Raw genomic sequence first — 16,235 nt, 5'->3', positions numbered from 1 at the left:
GACGTAGTTAGTCTTACGGAAAGTTGCAAAGAGACGAAATATTTTTGATATTTGCAGGAATAAACAAAATAAAAGCAATGGAATTGCAAATAATTCAGAGCAAGATTTATGAGATACGGGGGCAGAAGGTAACAGAAGAAGAGTTTGAAATCTTGATGTCGCAATTTGTGATATCAAGTTGGGGTGGTGTACGTAAGTTGCCGTTTGCTTTTACGGAACAGGGGTTAGCCATGCTTTCCGGCATCTTGAATAGCGATGTGGCTATCGAGGTAAATATTTCGATTATGCGTGCTTTTGTGGCTGTTCGCCGGTTAATGGCTAATCCTCCGGTAAATGATTTGGCAAAGCTTCAATTGGAGATTCAGGAACTGAAAGCATATATCGAAGAAGTTTTTGCCGATTATAATGACATTAATGATGACACGCGAATGCAGATTGAATTGATAAATCAGACGATTGCCGAGCTACAGGCAAAGGATAAAGATGAGACTAAACATCGTAATCCGATTGGCTTCAATACCTATAAAAAATAGATATAATGAATTTACCAGCTCCTTTTACCGAATATACCCGTGCCTTGTTGGGCAACGAAGAATACGAAAAGTTATCTGCCGCTTTGGAACAGGAACCTCCTGTCAGCATCCGGCTGAATCCATCGTTCCTCACCGATGCCAATTCCCCCAATTCTCCCATCTCCCTTCTCTCATCTCCCGTCTCCCCTGTGCCTTGGTGTCCGGAGGGGCATTATCTCGGCCAGCGTCTGACGTTTACGTTCGACCCTCTTTTCCATGCCGGTTGCTATTATGTGCAGGAAGCTTCGTCGATGTTCGTTGGACAAGCGTTGAAGCAGTATGTTTCCGAAGAACCGGTGGTGATGCTCGATCTTTGTGCCGCTCCCGGTGGAAAATCGACTCATGCCTGTAGCCTTTTGCCCGAGGGTAGCCTGCTGGTAGCCAATGAAGTGATCCGTAACCGTTCGCAGATACTTGCCGAGAATCTTACCAAATGGGGCTATCCCGGTGTGGTGGTAACCAATAATGATCCGTCCGATTTCCCTCGTTTGGGCGCTTTTTTTGATGTAATATTGACCGATGTACCTTGTTCCGGTGAAGGGATGTTTCGTAAAGACCCCGGTGCTGTCGAAGAGTGGAGCCCGGAAAATGTGGAGATCTGTTGGCAGAGGCAGCGACGTATCATTGCCGATATCTGGCCTTGCTTGAAGCCCGGTGGTATCCTTGTTTATAGCACTTGCACGTATAATACGAAAGAAGACGAGGAGAATGTTCAATGGATTCGTGATGAATTCGGGGCAGAGGTACTTCCGGTGAATGCTCCGGGAGGGTGGGGGATTACCGGCAATCTGCTTGCGGCAGCCGACTTCCCTGTTTACCGCTTCTTACCTCACAAGACGATAGGAGAGGGCTTTTTTCTGGCCGTGCTCCGTAAACCGGAAGCAGAAAGGCAGGGCGGAATAGTTACTTCTGTCAATCGGGAAGTTACAGCTTGTGGTGCGATGAACGAAAAACTTTCCCGTAAGAAAACGGCCGCCGCCCGCAATAACAGTAAACCATCTTCTGCCCCGATGGGTAAAGAGCAGATAGCCGTGGCAAAAAGCTGGCTTCTTTCTCCCGAAGATTTTGAGGTGTCTGTCAATGGAAGCTTTATCACTGCTTTTCCAAAGGAGTACACGGGTGAATGTTCTGTTCTTCAGCGATATCTCCGTATTGTTCAGGCAGGGGTCGTGCTTGGTGAGGTAAAAGGGAAAGATTTGATTCCGAATCATGCATTGGCTATGAGTCCTTTGCTTTTGCGTACGGAGGCTTTTGCTTCCGAAGAGATCGGTTACGAGCAAGCCATCGCCTATTTACGGAAAGAGGCTATCACCTTGCCGGCAACAGCCCCTCGCGGTTATGTTCTGCTTACTTATCGGAAAGTTCCTTTGGGTTTTGTAAAGAATATCGGCAATCGTGCCAATAATCTCTATCCGCAGGAGTGGCGTATTCGCAGTGGATATTTGCCCGATGAGATACGCATTTTGTGATGACGATTCGGGTATCGGAACCGTTCGGCTTCTTCTTGGTTAAGGCAATATCCCTTCCGGAATTTCCTGTTCGGTGAACGAAAAGCTCAACTGCTTTCCTGTCCCTTCTTCTTCCAGAATGTAAGAAGGGGGAGGTTCGGGTGATGTCCGTGTGTCCTCTATCGGAGGAGTATCCCAGTTCAGATTCAGGTTCTTATCCAACCGATGAAGTATATACGGATTGCCATGAAGGATAAATTTTTGTGAATCGGTTGAAGCTCCCACATACTCCATGCCCTCCGTAAAGGTGAGTGTCATATGGGCTTGGTTGCCATCACCCGGTTCGAGTGTATAAGTCCCTTTGGTTACCAGCACCAGCCCGGATGAAAAAGCGGTTGGAATTGTCCGATTGAAGAAATAGACATCCCGTGCCCGATTATTGATGAGAAACATATCCGAAATGCCGGGTAGTATCTCTGCGGTTCCATCCTCCAACAGTGAAGATCCGCGCCTGCGAAATAGTTGCATTGCTTCGTAATTGTCGACTACTTTAATTTTCAGAAGACAACTTTCCAACGTTGCGGCGTCTGTAACTTTCAAGGTCGTTTTTCCCGTAAGGATACCCCGTACGTAGATGGCGCTACCGCCCGGTGTCGACCATCCATGCTCCACTTGGGCACTGATAAGGCGCTGATCTTCTACTTCCAGTGAGTAGTCACCGTTTCCGCTTTCCAACCCCAGATAACGTATACCGCCCATAGGAACTTCGTACGTATCGTTGTAAAAACGTAGCGGGTTGTCATTGTCGTCCTTATTGCATGCACTCAGCAGAATAAGGATGCAGCATAAAGCTGCTGAACAGAAATGTTTAGGTTTCATAATCAGTATTTTATGTTTGCTGCAAATATAATGTATTCTTCTGTCTTTGTCAACAAAAAGCAACAAACAATGTTGGATAGAAATGCAAAGATTTATAATTGATTCTTATATATCTTCGCCATTGCTTTCTGATACTGGTTTTCCAGTTGCAGATAGTTCTGTTTGCTTTGATACACAACGGATACTTCCACAAAATACTCTATCATACTGATTTGCCCGCCTGTCAATGCCTGTTTCAGCATGTCGAGATCTTGCTGTGCCTGAAACGTTTTTTCATATTCGTCCATGGAGGAACGGAGGGTTTGCGCTTCACGGTAAAGTTGCGCCACTTGCGATTCCGCCTGCAATATAGCGCTTTCTTTCAGGAAATCGGTATTCATGGATTGTGCCTTTGCAATCTTAACTTTGCTTTTATTCTCGAAGATAGGGAAAGAAAAGCCTACCACCAACCCATTGAACGGTGTTCCCGATTCCGTGTTCCGGCGGTATCCCAATTCCAGTTTGGGCAACCAGCCTTGTTTGTTGACACCGATCTGTTGCCGGGCGGCGGCACTTTCGCTGGCAAGTGCCTGCAAGGTCGGATCGGCGGCCAGCACTTCCGTTTTCAACATCTGATAATCCGATGGAAAGATAACGGACGGATAGCTGTTTTCTTCAAAGACAACAGGAATGTTCCCATTCAATGTGTTCAGTTCCTGTAGCTTATTCCGTAAGGCGGTTTCGTTCAGTGAAGCTTCCGTCTTCACGTTCAGTAATTCCAGATTGATCTTATTTGTTTCAATTACATTGGCATCACCGGTTTGCAGACGTTTTTTGTACATGGCTGCAAGCTCTTCGGCATTACGCAGCCGTTCCTGCAATATTTGCTGTTGTTGGCGAAGCATAATAATATCCAGACAAACCTCTTTGGCTTGCAACAGGATGCTCTGGCGAAAAACGCTTGCTTGTCCGTCAAAAGAGTTCGTTTTCAAACGATTCAATTTTGCCCGGCTGGCATAGAGACTGGGAAAGTCGAAACTCTGCGAAACAACGAGTTCACCGATTGTTTCACTCTTGTCCTTTGATCCCCACAGGTGTGCGTAGGAGAGGGTAGGATCCGCCAGATTGTTATCGGTTTTGGCTTCCAGTTTCTGCGAAGAGATGAGCCGGGCATTTGCCTGTAGCTCTTTATTGTTGGCCTCGATGTTCCGCAGTACCTGATCTATGCTGTTTTGTGCCTGCATTCCTGCAAAGGTGAGGAGTGCGGCAGTAAATAAAGTTATTTGTTTCATTTTATTCATTGTTTAGAAGCCTCTCCCCAACCCTCTCTGTGGGAGAGGGAGTTAAGTTAGTTTTGTAACCAACTAATAAACAAGAGCATTTCCCTACTCCCTCTCCTGCGGAGAGGGTTGGGGAGAGGCTTTTTATTATTTTTTTCTCATCATCAGATAAACAATAGGGATGATAAATCCGTTCAGGAAAGTCGATGTTAAAAGACCTCCGAGGATTACTTTTGCCATCGGGCTTTGTATTTCGTTACCCGGCAGGTCGCCGCTCAGTGCCAATGGTATCAATGCCAATGCACTGGAAAGTGCCGTCATCAGAATCGGATTCAGACGGTCGAGCGAACCATGAATAACGCTGTCATATACTCCCATTCCCTCTTCCTGTTGCAGATGGTTGTAATGGCTGATGAGTAACATACCGTTACGGGTGGCAATGCCGAAAAGCGAAATAAATCCGATGATGGCCGGTATGCTGACTTCGCCTGTCGTGATAAGCAGGGCGAATACACCGCCGATCAAAGCCAAAGGCAGGTTGATAAGAATTACGGCAGACTCTTTCACATTTCGGAATTCATGATACAACAGCAGGAAGATGACAACGATGCTCATAAAAGAAGTCAGTGCCAATGTGCGGCTTGCGGCCTGTTCGCTTTCAAACTGCCCGCCATATTCGATATGATATCCTTCGGGAAGTTGCACCGAACTGTCTATCTTGTTTTGTATATCGTTTACCACGCTGCGCAGGTCACGATCTGCTACGTTGGCAGAGATCACAATTTTACGTTTTACATTTTCCCGGTTGATCGTATTCGGCCCCATTGCCGACACCACATCGGCTACGTAGCTTAGGGGAACTTTCTTGCCATCCGATGTATCCACCATCAGATTGCGTATCTTTTCCGCTTCGTCGCGGAAGTTATTTTTCACTTTGATGATCAGGTCGAATGCTTTCCCTTTCTCGTAGACTTGTGAAATCACCTCTCCGGCCAATGCCACATTGATATATTCCGAAAATTCGGGCAACGTGATGCCGTATTTGGCAAGCATTTCGCGTTTCGGAGTGATTTTCAGCTGCGGGCGTTCTATCTGTTGCTCCACATTCAGATCGGCAATTCCCGGAATGCCTTCGATGGCGCTTTTGATTTCATTACCTAAAGAAAACATTTTATTCAGATCATCACCGAACAGCTTGATGGCGATGTTAGCTTTTGTTCCGGATAGCATGGCATCGATGCGGTGGCTGATGGGCTGGCCGATTTCGATATTGGCTCCGGTGATGGTACCGAGCTTTTCGCGCACATCGGCCACAAGTTCGCTGCGTGAGCGGTCTTTCAGTTCGAATGGTGCTTCGATCTCCGAAGTATTCACTCCTAAGGCATGTTCGTCGAGCTCGGCGCGTCCTGTTTTCCGGGCCACGGTTTGTATCTCGGGAATACTTAGCAGGAGCATTTCTGCACGATGCCCCATCTTATCGCTCTCTTCCAGAGAGATACCCGGAAGTGAGGAGATGTTGATGGTGAACGAACCCTCGTTGAACGGTGGCAGGAAGGAGCGTCCCAATGTAAAGAAGCATCCTAAAGCAATGATGAACAGCGCAATGGTGCTACCCAACGTAATCCGCTTATGATTCAACACCCATACTAATGCCTTCTCATAGACTCCTTTCAGCCAACGTGCAACAAATGCTTCTTTGGGGAGCTTGTCGCTTTTGTTCCGTCCCAACAGATAAGAGCAGAGTACCGGTGTCAGTGTTAATGCCACTACCGTAGAAGCGAATAGTGCCACGATGAAAGCGATACCCAACGGTACCAGCATACGTCCTTCCATACCTGTAAGGAAGAATAGCGGCACGAAACTGACCACGATGATCAGCGTGGAATTCAAGATAGGCATACGCACCTCTTTCGAAGCGTTGAAAACGACATCGAGTACCGATAATTGTTCTTCTTTCGGTTTCATCCGGTTCTCCCGCAACCGTTTGTACACGTTTTCCACGTCTACGATCGCATCGTCCACCAGCGAGCCGATGGCGATTGCCATACCTCCTAAACTCATGGTGTTGATAGTCATCCCCATGTAATGCAGGGTAAGAATGGAGACGATGAGCGAGATGGGGAGTGTTACCAGTGAAATGACGGTAGTACGCACATTGGCCAGAAACAGGAAGAGAACGATAACAACGAAAATACCGCCTTCGAACAGCGACTTTTTCACATTACCGATAGAGCTTTCAATGAAACGACTTTGGCGGAAAATATCCGTAGACACCTTTACATCTGCCGGCAGATTCTTCTGCAAATCTTTTAAGGAAGCTTCTAACTTGTCGGTCAGTTCCAGCGTACTGGTAGCCGGTTGCTTGGTAACGGTCAGTAATACGGCCGGTTTTCCTCGTTCCGAGGCGGTACCTAACTTCGGAGCTTTGGGACCGATAGCTACATCGGCAATATCTTCGAGTAACACAGGCACACCATTGATACTTTTTACTACGGCTTTTCCCAATTGGTCTGCTTTATCCGTAGAGAGTACGCCGCGTACGATGTATTCGTTGCCGTATTCATAAAGCACGCCACCGTTGGCGTTGAGGTTCATATCTCGTGTGGCCGACATAGCTTCCCCCATCGACACACCGTAATGGCGCATCCGTTCCGGATCGAGTTGTATCTGATATTCTTTTAGTTCGCCACCGAGTACGGCTACCTGTGCTACTCCTCCTGTGGACAGCAGACGCGGACGGATGGTCCAGTCGGCAATTGTACGCAGGTCGAGCAGGGAGGTAGAATCGGCTGTAAGGCCTATGATCAGCATCTCTCCCAAAATGGAAGATTGCGGGCCGAGTGTCGGCTTGCCGACGTTAGCGGGCAGAGATTCGTTGACTACTGCCAGTTTCTCACTGACAATCTGCCGGGCCAGATAAATATCCGTTCCCCAGTCGAATTCTACCCAAACCACAGAGAACCCATTGGTAGAGGAGGAGCGTACGCGTCGTACTCCCGTTGCACCGTTCACGGATGTTTCTACCGGAAAAGTGACGAGTTGTTCCACTTCCTCAGCCGCCATACCGTTGGCTTCGGTCATGATTACTACCGTCGGTGCGTTGAGATCGGGAAATACGTCCACTTCTGTATGTACGGCGGTATATGTACCGCCTATCAGTAACAGCACCGATGCCACGAGCACCAGGATACGGTTCTGAAGAGAGAAATGTATAATCTTGTTTAACATGAACTTATTTGCTATTTTGACGATTTTCTATTTATTATTTGCCATGCATCGCAGAATCTACTATTTGACAATCCACCATCTCCTATTGCCGGCTGTTCTTATTGCGCAGCCAGATTGTAAACCGTAAATCGTCGATTCGTAAATCTCCTTAGTGTTCATGGCTATGTGCCGGTATCGCATTGCTTGCCGAAGCCAGTTTGACTTGGTAAGCCCCGTCGGTTACTACCGCATCACCGGCTTTTACACCTGTAAGTATCTGTACGCTTTTACCGTTGTCGGCTCCTAAGGTGACTTCCTGTTTTTTGTATCCCTCTTCATCCAATTGAAGGTATACGAAGAATAAGCCCTGTTCCTCTGTCAGTGCGGTACGTGGAAGTGAAATAACGTTCTCCATCCGTGTGGACAGCAGATAGGCCTCTACAAACGAGCCGGGGATAATATCTCCTTTATTGTCAAATTCAAAAGTTACCGGAACATAAAATGAATTGTCTCCGGCAGATTTTCCGAACGAAAGCAGTCTTCCGTTGAGGTCTTTCAATTCATATACTTTATTATCGTAGGGTGTTTTGAAGTTAGCCGACCCTATGGTGCGCAGATATGGATAATATTTTTCTGAAACCTCTGCCCGCAGGAAGAGACGGCGGTTTTGTGTAACGCTTACCAATGGTTGTCCGATTGTTACATAATCTCCTTCTTTTACCAGGATATTTTTTACGTATCCGCTGATAGGAGAAGAAATAGCTTGTCCGCCTTTGGTATCTCCTTTGGCAAGTGCTTCGTAACTGATACGGGCATTTTCATAATTTTGTTCGGCCTGTGAAAATTCTTTATCGGATACAATCTGGTTTTTAACCAGAGCTTTCATACGTTCGTATTCCTTTTTTGAAATTTCGTAGGCAACGCGGGCGCGCTGTACCGGATCACCGTCAGCTATATTGCTGGAAGAGATAGTGAGCAATGTAGCACCTTTGTTCGTGCTCATTCCTTCGGTTACTTTCCCATGAAAGCTGATCACACCCGCCACAGTGGCTACGGCTACGCTTTCATCTCCCTGTGCGGCAAGTATTTGTCCACTGGTTTTTATCACTTGTTCAAAAGTTCCCGGTTCAATCACACTGACTTTTACACCGGCTGCATCCGCTTTTGCTTTGGGCAGGATGATTTCGTCGCTATGTCCGGAACTTGCCTCTTCACCATGGTCATGGTCTTGGCATTCTTCTTTTGTGTTGTGGATTTCCTGTTCGTGATCGTGTCCTTCGTGTTCGTGGTCATGGGCTTCTGTACCATGATTATGGCCTTCATGGTTATGACCCGCTTTGTTGTTGCAGGAGCCTAAGATAAACAATCCCAGTACTCCCATAAAGATAAGTTTCTTCATGATGATATAAATACATTCTTAATGATTTTCTTTTGTAAATTCGTCACAATTCACCCTGCAAAAGTAGAGACTTGCAGGTGCAACTGATTTGCAAACAACGTAATAACTACATTGTCTAATCAGGCGAATACATACGGAGGGGCGCGAAGCGCAAAGGCACGGGTAATGTTCGTGCCGTGTAGAGACTCTCGGTAGACATACTCATTGGTGAGTTGCCTTTCCTGAGGCCGGAGTAGGTTTTCAATGATGAAATCGGTGAAAAGAATGGCAATAAATACATGCTGCGGGCCTAAGTCGGTTTGTACATTAGGTACGGGGGATGAAAAGCGTGCCAAGCATTCATTGCTGCAACAAGAGTCATTCTCGTGATGATGATTGTGTGCAGGACACTGGGCTTCGGGCGTAACATCATGTTTCATGCAAATCATGCCATCGGCATGATGATGATGGGGAATAACAGGTACTGCCAGCATAATCATGCTGATAACGAGTAAAAAATAGAGTATGTACCTTTTATTCTTCAATTGTAATTCTTTATTGCGGGGCAAATATACGGCTTACTTGGCCTATTAACAAATCGTAGTACTTAAAATATTGAAAAACAGCTCCCGGTATTGTTTCCCGGAGCTGGAAATCTTCCTCTTCGGGGTTGGGAATGTTATTCTCCGGAGCCGGGAATGTTGTTCTCCGGAGCCGGGAGGAGCGTTTATCGGTACCGTAGACAAAAGGACTCCGACACCGATTGTTGTCTAAATCTATTTTATTGTATCAGTTGTGTATAGATCCTATTTTTCCAGTTCCTGTAACGAGTCCATTTTCTTTTTCTCCAGGAATTCGTAGATGCCGCACAAATGTTCTTTCACCTTCTTGTTTCCGAATTCGTAAACTTTGGTAACCAGGCCGTCCAAGAAGTCACGGTCGTGGGATACCACAATCAATGTGCCGTCGAAATCGATCAGGGCCTGTTTCAGAATATCTTTTGTTTTAAGGTCGAGGTGATTGGTAGGCTCATCCAGAATAAGGAGGTTTACCGGTTCAAGCAGCAGCTTGATCATTGCCAGACGGGTACGTTCCCCTCCCGATAATACTTTTACTTTCTTCATCGATTCTTCCGGCCCGCCAAACATGAAAGCTCCCAATAAGTCGCGTATCTTGTTACGTATTTCCCCTTTTGCCACATCGTCGATTGTTTGAAAAACCGTCAGGTTTTCATCTAACAGAGATGCCTGGTTTTGAGCGAAATAGCCGATCTGTACATTATGTCCTAAGGTTAATGTACCTTCATGGTCTATCTCGTTCATGATGCATTTTACCAAAGTCGATTTACCTTCGCCGTTTTTACCGACAAAAGCTACTTTGTCTCCCCGTTCGATGGTGAGGGAAGCATTTTTGAATACTACTTTGTCACCATAGGTTTTGCCTACATTATCCATAATGACCGGATAATTACCCGATCGGGGAGAAGGTGGGAATTTCAACCGCAATGCGGAGGTATCTTCTTCGTCTACTTCCAACAGTACCAGTTTCTCCAGCATTTTCACACGGCTTTGTACTTGTAGCGTTTTGGAGTAGGTACCTTTGAAACGTTCAATAAACTCTTTGGTCTCTGCAATGAATTTCTGTTGTTCGTCATATGCTTTCTGCTGCTGTATGCGGCGCTCCTGGCGCAGTTGCAGGTATTGTGAGTAATTCACCTTATAGTCATAGATACGCCCCATAGTCACCTCGATGGTACGGGTGGTGATATTATCAACAAATTTACGGTCGTGACTGATAACGATTACCGCTTTACCGTTATTGATAAGAAAATCTTCCAACCATTGGATAGATTCTATGTCCAAGTGGTTGGTTGGCTCGTCCAGCAACAAGACATCCGGTTTTTGTAGCAATAGTTTGGCTAATTCGATACGCATACGCCAGCCACCACTGAAATCACTGGTTTGGCGATTGAAGTCTTCGCGCATAAAGCCAAGTCCTAACAAGGCTTTTTCCACGTCTTCTTCATAGTTGGTCGAATCGATCGAATAAAATTTCTCGCTTAGTGACGAGACTTTTTCGATAAGTTCCATATAACTGTCGCTTTCATAGTCTGTACGGGTTTCCAACTCTTTGTTCAGCCGTTCTATCTCGGCCTCCATTTCATGCAGATGGGCAAATGCCTGAGCTGTCTCTTCAAATACGGTGCGTCCGTCTTCTGTCATCAGGTGTTGAGGGAGATAGGCAATAACGCACTCTTTGGGTGCGGCTATTTTTCCACGGGTAGGTTGACGGACTCCCGCCAATATTTTAAGTAATGTACTTTTACCCGCTCCGTTTTTCCCCATCAGGGCGATGCGATCCTTTTCGTTAATTACAAAAGAAATATCACTAAATAAGGTGGTTCCGCCGAATTCTACGGCAAGTCCGTCTACTGAAATCATATATGTTCTTTAAAATGAGGTGCAAAGATAATCATTTATATTATTTTTTTTCATAACTTGCGCGCTGAAAGGTTTAGATATGCACGTAAACGCGCGAATATAACAATCATTATAATGGAAAACGAATCAACAACTGAATTTCGTCCGCTCATTCTTGTTGCGGAAGATGATGACAGTAATTTCAAATTGATTAAGGCTATCATAGGAAAGAAATGTGATATCTTATGGGCCAAGAACGGAGAAGAGATAGTGAATCTTTTTCGTGAGAACCGTGATAGGGCGGCAGCCATCCTTATGGATATTAAAATGCCGGTTATGACGGGATTGGATGCAACAGTGATTATCCGTAAAGAGAATCAGAATATACCTATTATCATGCAGACTGCTTATGCTTTTAGCACAGATAAGGAGAATGCAATGAAGTGCGGGGCGACAGAGGTGTTGGTTAAACCGATCACTCTGAGCATTTTGAGGAATTGCCTTACTAATTATTTTCCACAATTGAAGTGGTAAAGTTGTGATAGGAAAATGACAATGGGCTAAGACAGGTCACAAACTATTATAAACTTACGAGCTGCCAAAGTATTACTTTAAGATACTTTGGCAGCTCGTAAGTTTTTATTTATACAGATTGATTACTGTTATACATCTGTTTCCAACTGAAACTTACGACTTACTTTCATCAGATTGATAGTATAGGTTACAACGTTTTGTGCTTCCTGCACCATTGTGAGATATACCATGCTCACTCTTACACTGCCTGTCTGGCTCTGAATACGTTGCAGTTCTTCGCGTTTCAAATGTGAAAGTTGGGCATTGAGGTCGTTTGCACGGCGTATATCCTCTTCAAAGTGAGTATAATCGTTGTTTTCCAGTTTTTTCCGGCATTGTTGTATTAAATAAGTTATATCTTCGGCTACATCTCCGAATTCTCCTTTTTGGATGGCATCCAACGGATTGAAATTATTGTCGATATGTTCCAAACAGGGTTCGCACAGACGGGCTATGCTATATACCAGTTCACTGGCGAAGTCATTTCCCTGATAGTAGTAGAGTCCTTTTTCGAGTACGGTATTGTTATCCAGTTTACACATTGCTACGGTTCCCGTCCGTTTCATCTGCTTGATCAGTTGCTTTTCGAATTTGGTAGAACCCATAGCGCGGCGTAATCCACGTAGATTTTCGTGTAGGAAAGAGGTTACGGTCAGTTCGAAATTATTTTCAGCGTATTCCAAAACTTTGCTTAACTCTTCGCGGGTATGTTGCCGCATTAACTGCAATGCTTCATCGCTGTTTGCACTCTTCATTAATTGCTTCAACGTCTCACTACCTTTTTCTTTCTCTTTTTTCTTCTTGTAAATGATTTGACTACGGATAAGTGAGAATGCCGCCAATCCGATGAGAACGACAATCGCTATTGTACCACCGAAATGAATAATCATTGCGACAAAGAAACATATAGTGAAAGCTGCTCCGGCGGTAAGAAACCAACCGCCAATGACACTTAATACACCAGTGATGCGATAAACAGCGGAATCACGTCCCCAAGCACGATCGGATAGGGAGGTACCCATTGCCACCATAAAGGTAACGTATGTGGTAGAGAGTGGCAGTTTTAATGAAGTTCCCAATGCGATAAGCAATCCGGCTAAAACCAAATTGACCGATGCCCGTACAAGGTCGAAAGCAGCGCCATCGGCTATGATTGCTTCATCTTTGCGGAAGCGGGTATTGATCCATTTCTTTGCGTTTTCCGGAACAATTCCGGTTACACCATTTGCTATATTCATACTAATACGTACCAGCGTGCGTGCGATTGGCGTACTTCCGAAACTCTCTTCACCTTCGTCCTGACGGGAAAGGTCGACTGAGGTTTTAATTACATTGTGGGCCTTTTTCGAAGTACAAAGTGCGTACACCATGATAATGCCGGCTCCTATCAGAAAATACCAGGGAGTTTTGGCCGGGCCAAGCAATGAAGTCATGAGGAAACCGTCCGGACCGGCTGTAGTGCCATTAGTTGTGTAATCGATGAAAGAGGAATATCCGGCGAGGGGAACACCAATGAAATTGACAAGGTCATTTCCGGCAAAAGCCAGTGCTAAAGCAAAGGTTCCTAATAGTACGATTACTTTGAACACATTTACTTTCAGCCAGTGGAGTATTTGCATTAATAAAGTGAAGAACACGAAAAAGCATCCTATCAGCATCATCGTATTGTCTTGTATCCATTGCTTGTTTTCGGATGTCATGAATGAACTGTCTTTCAGTCCTTTAATGAGCATGAAGTAAATAATGGCCGTAGCAGCGATGCCGCCGAACAGTCCGATGCTATACTTCATCTTTTTCTTATAATTAAAGGTAAATACAATACGTGCAATCCATTGCACCAGCATACCGAAGAAGAAGGCTATGGCAACGGAGACAAAGATGGCCATGATAACAGAAAGCGCTTTGTCTGTGTTGATAAGGTCACCTAATCCCAATGTGTCACTGTGGTGTACCTTGATAAGTGCTAAGGCAAATGTTCCTCCCAATAATTCGAACACCATTGAAACGGTGGTAGAGGTAGGCATACCCATTGAGTTAAAAACATCGAGCAGTACAACGTCCGTCAGCATTACGGCAAGCAATATACACATGATTTCGGCAAAGTAGAAATGCTCCGGTTGGTAAATACCGTGCCGTGCGATGTCCATCATGCCATTGGATAGCGAAGCGCCGATGAACACACCGATACCGGCGATAAATAGTACTGTCTTGAAAGAAGCCGCTTTCGCTCCGATAGCGGAATTTAAAAAGTTAACGGCATCGTTACTTACTCCGACCATGAGGTCGAATATTGCGAGCACAAATAAGAAGATAACGATACAAAGGTAAATTGTCTCCATAAAAATGTATTCTGTTTCTGGCTGCAAAGGACGGTTTTTCGTATTGCAGTGAAATGTCATACATGTTACAAAGATATTTCATTTTTCTTCTTTAAGTAGTTATAGAAAGTATATTGTGCACGGATTCCTTCCCCTCTTGTTTTCCCTTTGAATACGTTCTGAAGCCGGTCATCTACAAAACAGGCTTTTCGGTTGTCGGAAAGTTGTATGTTGAGCATATCGATCATTTCTTCGCGTAGGTCCGGGTCTAATATGGGCACGACAGCTTCGATCCTCCGGTAGAGGTTGCGGCGCATCCAGTCCGGTGAACCGGAATACACCTTCGGGTTACCGCCATTACCGAAATACCATACACGGGCGTGTTCTAAGAATGTATCTACAATACGGGTGACACGGATATTACGACTGTATGTCTGTCCCGGAATCAGGCAACAGATACCTCTGACAATCAGATCTATTTGCACTCCCCGTTGAGAAGCTTCATACAAGCGGTCTATCATGGAAGGATCTTGCAAACCATTCATTTTTAGTATGATCCTTCCTCCTTTTCCTTTTTCTGCCAGTTCTATTTCATGGTCGATAAGACGATTTAGTTCGGGTATCAGGTTGAAACGGGCAACGAGCAGAGTACTGAATTTTGAGTTCTCTTTTCCTTGCAATGTTTGAAAAAGGGTATGCAGGTCTTTGGTTATTTTGGGGTTACAGGTAAACAGGCCACAGTCTGCATAAAGGGTAGCCGTCTTTTCGTTGAAATTACCGGTACCGATATAGGCATAGTCACAAATTTTGTTATTTTCATTTATACTTTTTCTACGGACGAGTGCTACTTTGGCATGTACTTTTAATCCCGGTAGGCTGTAGATAATTTTAATTCCGGCAGATTTCATCATCTCTGCTGTGGCAAGATTATTCTCTTCATCGAAGCGGGCTTTGAGTTCTACGAATACGGTTACCTTTTTTCCGTTTTGTGCGGCGGCTATCAGCGTATTGATAACGGCGGAGTTTTCCGCCACTCTATATTGGGTTACCATGATTTCCCGTGTTTGCGGATCATGTACGGCTTCATATAAAAAATGTATGAAATGTTCGAACGAATGATAAGGATAGTATAACAGCAGATCCTTTTTCTGTACATAATTGAATATGGATTCCTTTTCGTCCAGGCAATTCAATTTCATGGGTTTGGGCTTTTCCAACGGCTTCAATCCTTTGTTGGGGTTGGGCAGGTGCCGGAGGTCTTCAAGGTTCAGGTGTTTGTCGCCCGGAACGAGTTCTTCCCGGTTTATCTGGAAGGCATCTACCAGAAAATCCAGAAAATCAGATGGCATGGCGCGGTCATATACGAAACGGCAGACAGCTCCTATCTTACGTTTTTTTACTTTTTTCTTTAACTGCTCTACAAGATCGGCGCTGCTGGCAGAATCGTCTATCAGTATATCGGCATCTCTGGATATCTTGATACAGTAACTGCAATCCACATCATATCCGGGAAAGATAAGACTAATATTAGCTTTGATGATATCTTCAATAAACATCAGGTAATAGTTATCTTCATATTTGGGAAGTTCGATAAAACGTGGTACCTTACTGTAAGGTAATTTCATTACGAAATATTGCACATGATCCGGATTCGATTTTTCCGTATTGCGCATAAAGAGACGTACAGCCAGATAAAGTCTGTTATCACGCAGAAATGATACTACCCGATCCTTATATACCGGTACAGGCTGTAAAAATGGAAAGATTTCCTCACGAAAGAAGTTTTTGATAAAATCCCGATGAAACGGCTCTACATTCCGGCTCTGATAAAATATGATATGATTTTTGCGTAAGGCAGGTATTATTTTATGTTCGTAAATTCGGATACGATCTTCCAGTTGTCGGTTCACTTCCCGGTTAATATTTTCTACCAGTTCGTTGGCCGACTGCACAGATTCTTCATCACTTAGAGTTACTCCGGAAGCCACGGCTTTGTGATCGGCGACCCGTATTTTATAGAATTCTTCCAGGTTGGAAGAGTAGATAGAGATGAAATTTATACGTTCATATAATGGGAGCCGGTCATCATTTGCTTCCAACAATACACGATAATTGAATGACAGCCAGCTTATGTCTCGCTTAAAATAATGATATTTGCTTTCCATTGCGTTAAGATTTTCC

Annotated in this window: 11 protein-coding genes; 3 read left to right on the top strand and 8 right to left on the bottom strand. The window is 44.8% G+C overall.

From position 1 onward, the window contains the following. The first annotated feature begins 77 nt into the window (after positions 1-77). Both RB604_RS20695 and RB604_RS20690 read left to right on the top strand, forming a co-directional pair. Entirely contained in the window at positions 78-533 is a 456-nt protein-coding gene (locus RB604_RS20695) for an ORF6N domain-containing protein (RefSeq protein WP_007482362.1), read from the top strand. 5 nt (positions 534-538) lie between these two features. Continuing rightward, on the top strand, positions 539-2,041 hold the full coding sequence (locus RB604_RS20690; protein ID WP_007482364.1) for a methyltransferase RsmF C-terminal domain-like protein: 1,503 nt from the start codon (positions 539-541) through the stop codon (positions 2,039-2,041). Between the two features lie 39 nt (positions 2,042-2,080). Here the strand turns inward: RB604_RS20690 and RB604_RS20685 are convergent, their stop codons facing one another. The 6 genes from RB604_RS20685 to RB604_RS20660 all read right to left on the bottom strand — a co-directional run bounded on the left by RB604_RS20685 (position 2,081) and on the right by RB604_RS20660 (position 11,184). Next, entirely contained in the window at positions 2,081-2,899 is an 819-nt protein-coding gene (locus RB604_RS20685) for a hypothetical protein (protein WP_055294894.1), read from the bottom strand. Positions 2,900-2,991: 92 nt separating this feature from the next. Next, positions 2,992-4,170: a TolC family protein gene (locus tag RB604_RS20680; RefSeq protein WP_055294844.1), complete on the bottom strand. Its 1,179-nt coding sequence runs from the start codon at positions 4,168-4,170 to the stop codon at positions 2,992-2,994. Positions 4,171-4,305: 135 nt separating this feature from the next. Then, positions 4,306-7,386, bottom strand: coding sequence for an efflux RND transporter permease subunit (locus RB604_RS20675; RefSeq protein ID WP_055294846.1), 3,081 nt, complete (start codon positions 7,384-7,386; stop codon positions 4,306-4,308). A 148-nt stretch (positions 7,387-7,534) separates the two neighbouring features. Further along, on the bottom strand, positions 7,535-8,764 hold the full coding sequence (locus RB604_RS20670; RefSeq protein ID WP_005933345.1) for an efflux RND transporter periplasmic adaptor subunit: 1,230 nt from the start codon (positions 8,762-8,764) through the stop codon (positions 7,535-7,537). A gap of 119 nt (positions 8,765-8,883) precedes the next feature. Then, positions 8,884-9,288 carry a DUF6769 family protein gene (locus tag RB604_RS20665; protein ID WP_025819002.1) on the bottom strand — a complete coding sequence of 135 codons (405 nt, stop codon included), beginning with the start codon at positions 9,286-9,288 and terminating at the stop codon, positions 8,884-8,886. 261 nt (positions 9,289-9,549) lie between these two features. Then, entirely contained in the window at positions 9,550-11,184 is a 1,635-nt protein-coding gene (locus tag RB604_RS20660; RefSeq protein ID WP_021935716.1) for an ABC-F family ATP-binding cassette domain-containing protein, read from the bottom strand. Between the two features lie 114 nt (positions 11,185-11,298). On the opposite strand from RB604_RS20660, the gene RB604_RS20655 reads away from it, so the two are divergent. Further along, positions 11,299-11,697, top strand: coding sequence for a response regulator (locus RB604_RS20655; RefSeq protein ID WP_005933337.1), 399 nt, complete (start codon positions 11,299-11,301; stop codon positions 11,695-11,697). Between the two features lie 128 nt (positions 11,698-11,825). On the opposite strand, the gene RB604_RS20650 is transcribed toward RB604_RS20655, so the two are convergent. Beyond that, a complete protein-coding gene (locus RB604_RS20650) occupies positions 11,826-14,075 on the bottom strand; it encodes an inorganic phosphate transporter (RefSeq protein ID WP_025819003.1) in 2,250 nt (749 codons plus the stop codon). A 65-nt stretch (positions 14,076-14,140) separates the two neighbouring features. Beyond that, a complete protein-coding gene (locus RB604_RS20645; RefSeq protein WP_122282095.1) occupies positions 14,141-16,219 on the bottom strand; it encodes an RNA degradosome polyphosphate kinase in 2,079 nt (692 codons plus the stop codon). Between the last annotated feature and the right edge of the window lie 16 nt (positions 16,220-16,235).

The organism is Bacteroides salyersiae (assembly GCF_031172035.1).
Lineage (GTDB): Bacteria > Bacteroidota > Bacteroidia > Bacteroidales > Bacteroidaceae > Bacteroides > Bacteroides salyersiae.
This window is presented reverse-complemented; position numbering and strand designations above follow the sequence as displayed.